Genomic DNA, 13,475 nt, shown 5'->3' on the forward strand with positions numbered 1-13,475 from the left:
TAGCGATCGTCGATCATTCTGTCATTCTTCGGTACACTTGGCAATCCCGAAACTCTGTGATTGCTTGTTTCCCTCGGAAAACCGGAGTCTGAGGAAGGTTATTTTTTCTGCCCGTTATATTTTACAGGCTTTCGGGTCAGCTCCGAAATCGATCGCACACAGTCCATTTCCCGATTCAGAAATTTTGCAAATAAAAAAACCTCAAACTCTAGCTTATCAAGAGTTTGAGGACTTTCAGACACGGTACGATCGCACAATCAACTACTTATTCTCAACAGATAAGGATTGTTGACTGCATTTTCGCCCTGTCGAACACACGACCAAGCTAAATTTTTAGCTTGGGTGGTTTAGTAGCGGCGAGAAGAGCGGTCGTTGTTGCCCCAGTTGCCGCTGTTGGAAGAACCGCGCTCTTCGCGGGGTTTTGCCTTGTTGACTTTGAGGTCGCGACCCATCCACTCAGCACCGTCAAGAGCCTCAATGGCTGCGGCTTCTTCTGCTTCAGTAGACATTTCTACGAAAGCGAAGCCCCGCATCCGACCTGTTTCGCGGTCAGCAGGCAATTGAACGCGCTTTACTGTGCCGTACTCTCCAAAAGTTTGGTTGAGGTGCTCCTGCGTTACTTCGTAGGATAAATTGCCGACATAGATTGACATTGAACATTCTCCAGAATCGAGGTTGTAGAGATTTAAATCCGGAGGAACGCCGATCGAACGAACTGTACTGCCGAAAATAAAGCCTTATAAAAATAGCATAGCACCTATAGGTGCAAACTGCAATTTTTCCGATCCGCTCGATCGACTAAAAATAAGGAATAAAGAATCAGGAATCAGGAATCAGGAACAAGGAATCAGGAAAAACCCCGAATAAAGCAGGAAAAACTAGAAAAAATAAATTTAATTTTCTTGATTCGCGAACTCTGCGGGAGAACGCAGCTTGTCGGGTGCTTCAACAGTTGACTGTTGACTGTTGACTGTTGACTGTTTGAGAGCGACCTCTACCTGGAAGTCCGAGGATTGGAGTAATGAATAGTCTGATTTTAATTTCTCCCTCAAAGACGGGCGGGCTTTCAACCAATTCTTTCTGGTAATAACTCAAAATTACTCGATAACCTTGCCCAAAAACAGGTACAAGCCCCGGACTTAAGTCGTGGAGATCCCAAAATTTGAGACCCTTCGACAAGCGAACGGCCAACGCCAAAGTTCCAACTCCCAGATTGCATCTGTGGAGTAAATCAAAAAATGGAAAATCGAAAAATAGAAAATCGACTGACAAAGGTCTTGATTGCTGTAGAGTACCCTGCTATTGTGCCTCAGCCATAGCTAAGAAACTGGGTTTATTGACAAAAAAACTAGAATTTTATTTGAGTCTGTGGCAAGAAACCAAGGTAAAGTTGGACGGCAACTCAAGAATTGACCGTGACGGTGGATTTTGCCCAATTAAACTCCCCAACTTCTGCGGCCACTTCTGCCCCAATCAGCACTAACTGCACCGCACAAGCTTTTAACTCGGGCTGTTTGGAATCTGGACAACTTGTAGCATGAGTCATGGCATTGGCTTCAGCACTTTCTGCCCACAGAGAACCCCAGTGCATCGGTACAAATAGCGTACCAGGGGCGATCGCCTTGGTGACTTTTGCTGGAAACTGAGCCTTACCGCGGCGCGATCGAACTTCTAGCAAATCACCCTCCTTAATCTGCAATTTAGCAGCATCGCGCGGGTGAATTTCCAAAAACGGATCTGGGTGCAATTTATTGATTTTCTCTGTTCTCCCAGTCCGAGTCATCGTGTGCCAATGTCCGTAAACTCTTCCTGTGGTTAACACAAACGGATAGTCGGGATCTGGTGGTTCTGCTAGTCCCCGGGAGTGATAGGCCGAAAATCTCGCCCGCCCGTCAGGAGTGTGAAAACGCCTGTCAGTATACAGCCGTTTAGCTTCAGTCGCTGGATGCACAGGCTGATTTTCGGGACATGGCCACTGTTGGGGGCCTTGAAGGCGCAAATATTCATGGCTGAGGCCTGTTACGTCGCAGGGACGATCGCGTGTCAACTGCACGTATTCTTTGTATATATCGGCGCTGCTGTCGAAAGCAAAGTGTTCGGCAAAACCCAACCGGCGGCCGACTTCTGCAAAAATCTTCCAGTCGTCGCGCGCTTCGCCGGATGGTTCATCGAAACCGGGACAAAGCGTCACGCGGCGTTCGGAATTCGTCATCACTCCGGTTTTTTCGCTCCACTGGGTTGCCGGCAGCAGGATGTGAGCGTAGGCTGAGGTTTCGGTGGGATAGTATGCTTCTTGATAAATCGTCAAGGGCGATCGCAACAAAGCAGCTTTTGTCCGTTCCAAATCCGGCATACTCACCACCGGATTGGTGGCGGCAATCCACAACAACTCAACATCGCCAGTTTCCAAACCGGTAATCATATCCCAAGCATTGCGGCCTGGATTCGGCGAAATGCTTCCCGGTGCGATTCCCCAAAACTCCTCGACTTGGGTTCTGTGTTCGTCATTTTTGACAAAGCGGTAGCCTGGAAGTAAGTGAGAAAGTCCTCCAGCTTCCCGGCCTCCCATCGCGTTTGGCTGGCCTGTGAGGGAAAACGGGCCAGATCCCGGTTTGCCGATTTGACCAGTCATCAAGTGCAAATTAATTAGCGATCGCACCTTTGCCGTACCTTCGGAGGACTGGTTAATTCCCATCGACCACAGAGACAAAACCCGTTGTGACTGTTCCCAATAGTTGGCAGCAGTTTCTAACTCGCTGACAGTAATGCCGCAGCGCGAGGCTACAAACTCCGGCGTATAGCTGCTGACAACTTCAGCAAAAGCTGAAAAATTTGCCGTGCATTCTTGAATAAACTCAGGATCTATTGCTTGCCTCCGCAACAGCAAATATGCCATTCCATTGAGTAAATCTATGTCCGTCCCTGGTTTAATTGCCAAGTGCAAATCTGCGACTTCAGCAGTCGGAGTCCGCCTCGGATCTACCACAACTATCTTGACATCGGGATGTTTTTTGTGGTACTTTACTAATCGATTGAATACAATTGGATGGCATTCCGCTGTATTGCTGCCGATAATAAAAGCGCAATCTGTTAATTCTAAATCGTCGTAACAGCAAGGCGGCCCGTCCGAACCAAAACTTTGAACGTATCCCGAAACCGCTGAAGACATACACAAACGAGAATTCGCATCAAAATTATTAGTGCCCAGACAACCTTTCATGAGTTTCTGGGCAACATAATAATCTTCTGTAGCGAATTGACCTGAACCGTAAACGCACAAAGCATCTGGCCCACTGGTACTGCGAATTGCCTGGATGCGGTCAACAATGGCATTGAGAGCTTCGTCCCAGCTAGCGCGACGGAACGGCTGGTCGAGAGTCTCTCGCATCATCGGATAAAGTAGCCGATCGCTGCGAATGGACTCTGTTACCGTTGCTCCCTTGATACAAACCATGCCCTGAGTCGATGGGTGATTGCGATCGCCCCGCACTTTCCAAGTTTGTTTTTTGTCGGGAACAACTTCTAGACCGCAACCTACACCGCAGTAAGGACAAAGAGTTTTTATAGTTTCCATCTGGTGATTTTAGATGCTAATTTTTGAAAGCTCATGGATAATTCGTAATTCGTCATTATAGTTGGAACTGAGGACTCCTACAAATAATGTATCAATAATTACTAAATTACCCCGGAAATGCTTTACATAAGCGGAAAATACCCTGATTTCAAATTAACCGCTATCTTTAGTTAAACTCGCGATCGCACTCGGATAGGTTTGTAGTGAGGACTTTAGTCCGCCGAAAGAAGGACTAAAGTCCTCACTACAAACCTATTTTATAGTAGTCGATCGAGCCGAGGCGATCGGCTTCTCAATCGAAAATCTTCAACTATCCAATGCAAAAATGGTATAAGTCACCTATTTCGCGGTTTTAACTTCTAATAAGCCGCCGCCACCGCTGGTGGGGCTAAACGTTACTTGGAAATCAGCAGTTTTTTGAGCGCCTGCTGCGGCACCGGCAGGAGTTTGCAAAGTCGGCAGAGGAGTTTCTTTGAGGAAATCTTTAGCTGCTTTATTTGTGGGCTCGAACTGTACGATATCTCCGTTTTGTTTCACTTTGACTCGATAGGTCAAACTTTGGGTAAATGTCGGAGTTGTTTTCCAATTTTCGTCAATTCGTGCATACAACTGATTTCCGATCGCATCAAGTTCAGCTTTGTCCGAAATTCCTGAACCTGCACTGCTTGCTGCCTTGGTGGGTGAGGTTGCAGGACTGGCAATGGATGCAGGACTTGCAGCAGCACTCGGTGCAGGACTGGCAATGGATGCAGGACTTGCAGCAGCACTCGGTGCAGGACTGGCTGCAATCGGTGCAGGGCTGGCTGCGATCGGTGCAGGGCTGGCTGCGATCGGTGCAGGACTGGCTGCAATCGGTGCAGGGCTGGCTGCGATCGGTGCAGGGCTCGGGGGAGAACTCACAACGGCCGCAGGTGCAGGTGGCGCAGTTTCTGCTAGCTTGGCTTGCTTGAGTTGGCTGGAAACAGCAGATGTATTGACAGCAGCTAAAGTTGCCATTGTTACCAACCACGAGATTGCCAGGACGGCACCTTTAATTGGCGAGGCTTCTAGGGGTTGTGCAGCGTGAGGCACAAAGGATACCGGTGGCATGGGCTTGTCAGCAGTAGCCCCAGGCTTTTTGCTAGCGGGTAATGGCAGGACGACGGGTGCCATTTCTGAGTCCGTTGTGTCCTCTTCGTGGTGGGCGTAGCGAGAGAACAGGAATTCTAAAGCAAAGTTGCGGAGTTCGTAGTATTTCGGGTCTTCCATCATCCGCGTGCGGTTGCGGGGACGGCTGAAGGGAATGTGCATATCTTCGCCGATTGATGCAGCAGGGCCGTTGGTCATCATCACGATGCGATCGGCTAAAAACAAAGCTTCATCAATATCGTGAGTAATCATGACGATCGTAATTTTGTACTCGTGCCAGATTTTCAGCAATTCTTCCTGCAATTCTTCCCTGGTAATCGGATCTAGTGCTCCGAAGGGTTCGTCCAAAATCAGCAGTTTGGGACGAGTTGCCAGGGCTCGGGCGATCGCCACCCGCTGTTTCATACCGCCCGACAACTGGCCCGGTCTTTTGTTGCAAGCTTCTGTCAGCCCCACTAATTCCAGGTTATCTTTGACGATCTTGTCGTGTTCCTCTGCGGACTTATCCCCGTAAACAGTTTCAACACCGAGGTGGATGTTTTCTGTAGCAGTCAGCCACGGTAGCAGCGAGTAGTTTTGAAACACCACCATGCGATCGGGGCCCGGTTCAGTAATCCGCGCACCTTCGAGAGCAACTTCTCCGCTTGTCGGCCCGTTAAATCCCGCAATCATGTTCAGCAAAGTTGATTTGCCGCAGCCAGAGTGACCGATCAAACAAATAAATTCGCCTTCATTAATCGTCAGGTTCACACCGTCGAGAATCACGAAAGGTTTTTCTGGTTCTTTCAGGTTTGGGTAGACTTTTGATACATCTTTAATAGTCAAAAAGCCTGATTTCTTACTCTGAATCTTCGTTGCCGGGGGCGCTTTGATAGTTTGCATATTTTCAGGATTTGGTTGGGGGTTTGCGGAATTAGACATGAGAATTTAGGATTAAGGGTTAGTAAGAGAGGTAATTAGGAAGCGGGAAATGTGGAGTCTTGTTTCCTGATTCCTTACTCTTCACTCCCTCTTCCTATTTGGTGATTATGCTGGCTGTCTGATGGAACACTGACTGCCTATTTGTTCAATTAAGATTTCTTCAATGCGAAGGTCGCGCTTGATTTTGACGTTTTCAAGGTAGTCGATCGGGTCGTCTAGATTAAAGACAGTGCCGTCAAATAGTTCGATCGTCCGGCGAGCTCTAGCGATATCCGGCAAACCCAACTCGCGCACTGCTTGACCGAACACATCGGGCCGCAAAACTCGATCGACCACTTCCACCCAGTTTTTCGGGAACGGAATCAGTCCCCAGCGGGCCATCTGCGACATCACCCACACCATTTCTAGGCGGTCTGGACAATTGGTTTTGTCAACATAGAACTGGTTGAAATTGTAGAGCATTTCGGGTTGTGCCTCCGTACCGGAGTTGTACGGGTCGATGAACCCCGGACGGATGTCTTTTGGATCCGCACCGATGTATTGTTCTTGGCAAATCAATTCTAGGATTTCTTCGCGGTTGCGGCGGTCGTCGCAGTATTCGCAGGCTTCCAAAAGCGCTTTGACGAGGGCGACGTGGGTTTTAGGATATTTCTGAGCCCAATCTTCGCTAACGCCGAGAACTTTTTCGATGTGTCCGGGCAGAATATCCAGGGAACGGGCGATGGCAAAACCGGTACCGTCGTTGACTGCTTTGGAGTTCCAGGGATCGCCGGCGCAGTAGCCCTGGATGTTGCCTGCTTTTAAATTCGATACCATCTGCGGGGGAGGAAGCATGGTCAAGGCTACATCGCGATCGGGGTCAATCCCACCGGCAGCCAGCCAGTAGCGGAACAGCAGATTGTGCATGGAAGCGGAGTGTACCATGCCCAAGGTTTGTACCTTGTCGGGGGTCTTGGCGATCGCAGCTTTGAAATCCTTTAATGTCCGAATACCTTGGTCGTAAAGGTGTTTCCCGAAAATAATCGAGTTACCGTTGCGGGACAGGGTTAAGGCGCTGTTGATGGGAACCGGGGCTTCGCCGTCCAATCCCAACAGCATGGCGATCGGCATTCCTGCAACCATTTGCGCCGCGTCCAGCCGTCCTTGCGCGATACCTTTGGCAATTTCTTTCCAACTAGGTTCGCGCACGAGAGTGACTTCTTCTAAGCCGTGGGCTTTGAAGAATCCTTTCTCTTTGGCTACGACTAAGGGCGCGCAGTCGGTGAGGGGAATAAAGCCGATGTCGAGGTTGACTTTTTCCAGGCCGTTGCGGGCGATCGCCACGGATGGGGCTTGTTGTTTGGCCCGGCGCTGTTTCACCCGCTTTTGCTGGTTGAGGAAGTAAACCATTTCGTTTCGCAGCGCGTAGTAACTCGGATGGTTGACCACTTCCATGCGCTTGCGGGGCCGAGGAATGTCCACTTCCAGAATTTGTCCGATTTGCGCTTCCGGGCCGTTGGTGAGCATTACAATGCGATCGCTCAGCAACAAAGCTTCATCCACGTCGTGAGTTACCATCACGCTGGTGACTTTACTTTCTTCGCAAATGTTCATCAATTGGTCTTGCAAACCACCGCGAGTTAAAGCATCGAGAGCACCGAAGGGTTCGTCTAGCAGGAGCAATTTTGGGCGGATAGCGAGGGCGCGGGCGATCGCAACTCTTTGTTTCATCCCCCCAGAAATTTCGCTGGGGCGCTTGTTGGCAGCCTGTCCGAGTCCCACCAATTTAATGTGGTATTCGATTACCAACTCGCGATCTTCTTTAGAGTTACCGCTGTAAATTTCATCTACTGCTAGAGCAATATTTTCGCGCACCGTCAGCCAAGGTAGTAGCGAGTAATTTTGAAATACCACCATTCTATCCGGGCCTGGTTCGCGGACTTCGCGCCCTTCTAAAGTAATCCCGCCCTGACTTGCTGTGTCCAGTCCGGCGATGATATTTAACAGTGTAGATTTGCCACAACCGGAGTGTCCGATTAAGGTGATAAATTCTCCCTTTTTAATTTTAAGTTCGATATTTTTGAGAGCGATGTATTGCTCGCCATTTGGCAAGTTAAATACGCGGTCTACGTGGTCTACTTCAATAAGGATTGACATGATTATTTTCTGTTAGTTTGTACTTTAGTAGATGCTAATTATTAATTTGGCAATGGGGAATTGGGAATTGGGAAGAAGGCCAAACAGGTCATTGGCCAAACAGGTCATTGGGCATTGGGCATATATAATTATTCCCGCTTCCTAATAACTAATCACCAACTACTAATCACCCATTCCCCATTCCCCATTCCCCATTCCCCATTCCCCATTCCCCATTCCCCAATCTTATTTATTGTCTTCAGGAACAACTTTGGAAGCGACGAAACCAACGAGTCTGTCTAAAATCAAACCGACGATTCCTACATAAAGCACTGCCAGAATCACGGCGCTGAGTCGAGAACTGTTATAAGCGTCCCAGATGAAGAAGCCGATGCCGACACCGCCGACTAACATTTCCGCAGCTACGATCGCCAGCCAAGACAAACCGATACCAATTCTCAACCCTGTGAAGATGTAAGGAACCGAAGACGGTAGCAAGATTTTCCAGAAGTATTTTTGGTTGGGGAGGCGCAAGACTCGGGCGACGTTTCTGTAATCTTGAGGTATTTGTTGAACGCCTACTGTGGTATTAATCAGAATCGGCCAGATTGCTGTAATCAAGATTACGAAAAGTGCAGAAACTTCGTTAGCTTTCATCCCCAAGCCTTCAAAGGGATTGAACTGTTGAAATACTGCCAGGGCGATCGGTAGCCAAGCCAGGGGCGGGATTGTTCTAAATACTTGAAATAGCGGGTCTAAAGCATCGAACATTAAAGAGTTTGTACCGATTAATATTCCTAAACCAATGCCTAGAATTGCTGCTAGAGTAAAGCCGATCGCCACCCGCTGCAAGCTAGCAGCCAGTTGCCAGAATAAACCTTTGTCAGTACCACCGTTATCGAAGAACGGATTGATAATCAAATTCCAGCTTTCTTGGACGGCTTTAATCGGGCCGGGCAAGGTGGATGTGGGGTCGTGGCAGAGGATTTGCCAAACTACCAGCAGAACTGTAATCGCAACTAGCGGGCGGATGATTTTTTTGCGGTTTTTTTGAACCATATCCAGCACGAAATTTGCTGGATTTTTGCTCTTAGAAACAGAGAGATTGGTTGCCATTTGTCTGTTTGCAGTACAGTAGTGAATAATCGATTATTTGTAGATACTTTGAATTGAGAACCCTATCGGCTGTGGTGGGTTGAGTTGCGAAACTCAACGCCACTAAATTTTATGATTTGTCAACTGTCAACTGTCAACTGTCAACTGTCAACTGTCAACTGTTCACTAATTAGGCTTTCTTGATAGCCAGACTCTTCAGATATTCTTCTGGTTTTTCCGGATCAAACTTCACGCCGTCAAAAAATGTTTCGACACCGCGAGAAGTGGTAGCCGGAATTTGGGCAGCGGGAACGCCAAGTGCTGTCGCTGCTGCTTTCCAAATATCCTCGCGGTTAACTTTATCAACCGTGGCTTTGATGTCGGTAGTTGCCGGCATATAACCCCAGCGAATATTTTCTGCGATGAACCAAGCATCGTGACTCTTGTAGGGATAGGAAGCATTGTCAGCCCAGAATTTCATTGCTACTAAACTAGCTGCTTCAACGCGGCCAGTACCATAGTCAATTTGTCCTTTCATGCGACCTGCAATATCTGCAAGTGGTACTTTCAACCACTTATCTTGAGAGATGATTTGGCACATCTCATCTTTATTTTCTGGCTTATCGCACCACTGCTGAGCTTCCAGTACGGCCATTGTAATTGCTTTAGTAGCTTTAGGGTTTTTCTCAACCCAATCTGCTCTTAAAGTTAAGGCTTTTTCTGGGTGATCTTTCCAGAGTTCTCCCGTTACTAAGGCGGTGTATCCAACTTTTTGAGTAACTAGCTGGGCATTCCAAGGTTCGCCGACGCAAAATGCTTCCATGCTGCCGGATTTCATGTTAGCTACCATTTGAGGTGGCGGTACTGGAATAACAGAAACATCTGTATTCGGATCGATGCCACCGGCTGCTAACCAATAGCGCATCCACAAATCGTGGGTGCCGCCGGGAAAGGTAACAGCAATTTTTTGATTGGCGAGGGCTGCTTTGAGTGGTTTGCTGTCTGTACCTACTTTTAAATCTAGGTATTTTTTGCTTACGGAGATGGCTTGACCGTTGGTATTTAACCGGGCAACAATGTTCATCGGCACTGGTTGATTGCCTTTGGTAATTGTGCCTAAGGTCATCTGGTAAGGCATGGGGGAGAGGATGTGGGCTCCGTCAATGCCGCCTTTTTCAGAACCGAGTTCTAGGTTGTCGCGAGTAACTGGCCAAGATGCTTGTTTGAGGATTTGTACGTCTTTCATGCCGTACTTGGCAAATAACCCTTTTTCTTGGGCGATGATTATGGGTGCGGAGTCGGTGAGGGCGATGAATCCGAGTTTGGCTGTAGTAACTTCGGGGGCGTCGGCGGGGTTGACGTTGACTGCTGGGGCGGCGCTGGGTGAGGCAGCGCCCGGTGAGGCAGCGCCCGGTGAGGCAGCGCCCGGTGAGGCGCTGGTAGTGCTGGAACCGGAACTGCAACCGTGGGCGAGGAGGGTGCCTGCTGCTGTTGCTCCGGCGGTGATGATGAATTTTCTTCTGGAGAGGTTGCTCATTTGTCTTGAATTGTTGGTGTACTTTGAGATACTCGAAATGTGAGATGCCTGATGTGAGATTGGTTTACGACCTTCGCAATGACATAATTTCGATCGCACTGAGACAATATCATTCGCAATGACATAATTCTGTTCGCAATGAGATAATTCTTTGGGTCTCTCGAATCTCACATTATGATATTAGGCGTCGATCGACACTTTGCCGATCGCCCGCGCGCTGCAAGCTAAGATGAACCCTGGTTCTAAGTCGGAGGCTGCGTCAGGCTGGCTGTCGTAGACGGTTTTACCTTCTAGGAGTTGCTGCTTGCAAGTGCCGCAGGTTCCCGATCGACAACTGCTGTCCAGTTCAAGCCCAGCCCTTTCGGCAACGTCGAGAATGAACTCATCTTCGCTGCAAGCAACTGTTTTGCCCGATCGAGCGAAAATGACAGTAGATGTCTGAGGTTTCGCCATCAGAACTGTTTCGTCTCTCTCAACCGTCAGTTGCAGTTGCCGGTTCAGGGAAGCGACATCCCCGAAAGCTGGATTGGGCACGGCCCCAAACTTATCAATTAACAGTTGATGCAGCACCGGTTTCAGGTCTTCGCAAGGAATGCTTTTTTGGACGCAAGTACCCAAATGAGCATCTTTGCCAACTGTTCCTCCCATGTAGATGTCTACACCTTCGAGGGTTTTGCCGTTCTTCCGAACTTTTGTACCCATCAAGCCGATGTCGGCTACCTGGGGTTGAGCGCAGGAATTGGGGCAACCAGTCCAGTGAATTCTGACCGGTTTGGGAACAGAGAGTTCGGCTTCCAGTTCCCGAATCATTGCCACGGATCGGGCTTTGGTTTCGATGAGGGCGAAGTTGCAAAACTTCGACCCGGTGCAGGAAACTAAGGCTCGCATCAGGGGTGCGGGGTCGATCGAGAAACGTTGCAATAACGGTTCTTTTACGAGGGATTCGAGCCGCGAGTCCGGAACATTGGGAACAATCACGTTTTCTTCGACGGTGAGCCTGAGTTCGCCGCTGCCGTAAACCTCAGCGATTCTGGCCAAATCGTACAAATCCGCTGCTCGCAGCCGTCCGACGGGAACGTGCAACCCTACATAGTTGAGCCCTGATTGTTTTTGCGCGTAGATGCCGATGTGGTCGCGTTTGTCCCAGATGATTTCATCTTTGGGGGAGGCGGGGGACAAAGTGCGGCCTACTTCTTTTTCGACGGCTGCGCGGAATTGTTCGATGCCGAGTTCGTCAATCAGCCACATCAAGCGAGATTTTTGGCGGTTTGCTCTCGGGCCTCGATCGCGATATACCGTTAATATCGCTCTGCACAAATCTACAACGTCGCTGGGACTTGCCCAGACGTTGAGAGGAATTGCAGCTTCGCAGCGTTTGGCGGAGAAGAAGCCGCCGACTAAAACGTTAAAGCCGATGTTGCCGTCAGAGTAAGCGGGTACGAAGGCGATGTCGTTGATTTCGGCGTGGACTGAGTTATCGCGGCAACCTGCGATCGCAATATTAAACTTTCTCGGCAGATTGGAAAACTCTGGGTTGCCTTCGCCGCTGTTGGTAATCATGTCTTGGACTTGGTTCGCCAATTCCCACGTATCTATCAGTTCGTCGGCATCCAAACCCGCGACTGGGGAACCCGTGATGTTACGTACATTGTCCATGCCAGACTGAACGCTGGTCATCCCCGCTTCCTTGAGGCGGCGGAATATATCGGGCACATCTTCGATCCGAATTCCGCGCAGTTGCAGGTTTTGTCTGGTGGTAATGTCAGCGCTGCCGTCGGAGCCGTAGCGTTGCAATATGTCTCCTAACGTTCTAGTTTGATTGCTGGTAATGACGCCGTTGGGCAAGCGCAGGCGCATCATGAATTTGCCCGGAGTTACTGGCCGAAAGAAGATGCCGAGCCATTTGAGGCGGTGCTCGCGGTCTGTTGCATCCATTGCTTCCCAGCCGATTTGGGCAAAGTGATCTAGCTCAGCTTTAACCGCTAAGCCATCTTTTTCGGCTTTGAGTTTTTCAAATTTGTTTAGGCTCGCTTGGGGTTCTACTGTTTGGGTCATCGATTTACCCTCGCTGCTGGTTTATTCCCTGAGATATTGACTTGGAGCATAAAATGTGTTTCCTGCTAACCTTAATGAGCCTGTGGATTTAAAACTGTATATTTAGTTACTGGATCTAATTTCGTTTAAGCATGGTTGGTCTTTTGTATACTTGAGCTTTGCCAGGCGCTGTCTCGAATTCAGCCAAACTATATATGGTTATAGTTGTTACCGATGGCTCGATCGCTGTATTCCGATGCACCTTTGTTATGAACTAATGTAAAGCGCGCAACAGTAAATATTCGTAGCTATTTTTACAAAATCTTGAGTTTTATGAGCTTTTTGCATCACCGCAATGCGTTTTATACATTGGAAATGGGTAAAGACACCCACAGATCCCAAAAAGCTTTATAAATCTTTAGATTTTGGAGGGGAGTGGAGGCAATGGGTAGCTCTGACATAATATTGTGACGGCGATCGCAGACTTCAAACGTCGCTCGTCACAAAATAAGCTCCGTGGTTATCACACAGTTAGGCTCAAAACATCACGCTCTCTGGCATGCCAGCGTCACTCTGTTACCGATACGGGCAGTTTGACTGTAGCCGATCGCTACGGTTTGATGGCCGCTGTATTGGATGACTCTCTCGACGAGCAAGACAGACATTCGATCAACCGCCTGCTGCGCTCGGTGCTCAAGGGAAAAGTCAAAATTGTCAACGAGCTCTCGGCGATAGGTTAAGAGCAAGACTTAAGTGGCAAATAGGAAAGCTAAACTTATCTACAGTTGATTGCTGAGAGTCAGTTCCATGTTTGCCGTCAAGCGAGCGCTCAAATTGAATAATACTGAAGCGACCTTGATGGCAAAACACGCAGGCTTTCGGCGCGTGGTATTTAACATGGGTTTGAGCCTGAGAGTTCAAATGTACGGTGGAGGTGAGTTTTCCGACTCAAAGGTCATCAACGAAATCAAGAAAGTTCTCACTAACTACGTCAAGAAACAACCTGAATGTGCTTGGATGAATCAGTTGTCTTCTCGTGTTTACCAAAACGCTTTGATTGATTTAAAAGAA

General features: G+C 48.7%; 10 protein-coding genes and 1 pseudogene. 2 read left to right on the top strand and 9 right to left on the bottom strand.

Annotation, left to right across the window (positions count from 1 at the left end):
- Window positions 1–347: 347 nt before the first annotated feature.
- The 9 genes and pseudogenes from JGK07_RS29470 to JGK07_RS29505 form a co-directional block, all read right to left on the bottom strand.
- On the bottom strand, window positions 348–653 hold the full coding sequence (locus JGK07_RS29470; RefSeq protein WP_293148182.1) for an RNA-binding protein: 306 nt from the start codon (window positions 651–653) through the stop codon (window positions 348–350).
- 292 nt (window positions 654–945) lie between these two features.
- The gene (locus JGK07_RS29475) at window positions 946–1,272 is read right to left on the bottom strand and encodes a hypothetical protein (RefSeq protein ID WP_293184233.1); all 327 of its coding nucleotides are present in this window, start codon (window positions 1,270–1,272) and stop codon (window positions 946–948) included.
- Window positions 1,273–1,402: 130 nt separating this feature from the next.
- Window positions 1,403–3,574, bottom strand: a complete 2,172-nt coding sequence (locus tag JGK07_RS29480) for a molybdopterin oxidoreductase family protein (RefSeq protein ID WP_293213893.1) — start codon at window positions 3,572–3,574, stop codon at window positions 1,403–1,405.
- A gap of 339 nt (window positions 3,575–3,913) precedes the next feature.
- The gene (locus JGK07_RS29485; protein WP_293184229.1) at window positions 3,914–5,623 is read right to left on the bottom strand and encodes a nitrate ABC transporter ATP-binding protein; all 1,710 of its coding nucleotides are present in this window, start codon (window positions 5,621–5,623) and stop codon (window positions 3,914–3,916) included.
- A gap of 105 nt (window positions 5,624–5,728) precedes the next feature.
- Window positions 5,729–7,759, bottom strand: coding sequence for a nitrate ABC transporter ATP-binding protein (locus JGK07_RS29490; protein ID WP_293184227.1), 2,031 nt, complete (start codon window positions 7,757–7,759; stop codon window positions 5,729–5,731).
- A gap of 225 nt (window positions 7,760–7,984) precedes the next feature.
- The gene (gene ntrB, locus JGK07_RS29495; RefSeq protein WP_293184225.1) at window positions 7,985–8,854 is read right to left on the bottom strand and encodes a nitrate ABC transporter permease; all 870 of its coding nucleotides are present in this window, start codon (window positions 8,852–8,854) and stop codon (window positions 7,985–7,987) included.
- A gap of 169 nt (window positions 8,855–9,023) precedes the next feature.
- Window positions 9,024–10,370 (bottom strand): CmpA/NrtA family ABC transporter substrate-binding protein, encoded by a 1,347-nt coding sequence (locus JGK07_RS29500; RefSeq protein WP_293192549.1) that lies wholly within the window; start codon window positions 10,368–10,370, stop codon window positions 9,024–9,026.
- A 180-nt stretch (window positions 10,371–10,550) separates the two neighbouring features.
- Entirely contained in the window at window positions 10,551–10,823 is a 273-nt protein-coding gene (locus tag JGK07_RS33330; RefSeq protein WP_293271524.1) for a 2Fe-2S iron-sulfur cluster binding domain-containing protein, read from the bottom strand.
- Between the two features lie 75 nt (window positions 10,824–10,898).
- A pseudogene (locus JGK07_RS29505) lies at window positions 10,899–12,425 on the bottom strand (ferredoxin--nitrite reductase); the annotation flags it as partial.
- A gap of 533 nt (window positions 12,426–12,958) precedes the next feature.
- Between JGK07_RS29505 and JGK07_RS29510 the strand changes: the two are divergent.
- Together JGK07_RS29510 and JGK07_RS29515 are read left to right on the top strand one after the other, a co-directional pair.
- Complete coding sequence (locus JGK07_RS29510) at window positions 12,959–13,144, top strand: hypothetical protein (protein WP_293226322.1); 186 nt, start codon at window positions 12,959–12,961, stop codon at window positions 13,142–13,144.
- 67 nt (window positions 13,145–13,211) lie between these two features.
- Window positions 13,212–13,475: helix-turn-helix domain-containing protein (locus JGK07_RS29515; protein ID WP_293192553.1), on the top strand; the 264-nt coding region annotated here is incomplete at its 3' end.

Source organism: Microcoleus sp. PH2017_24_DOB_U_A (genome assembly GCF_020738205.1).
Lineage (GTDB): Bacteria > Cyanobacteriota > Cyanobacteriia > Cyanobacteriales > Microcoleaceae > Microcoleus.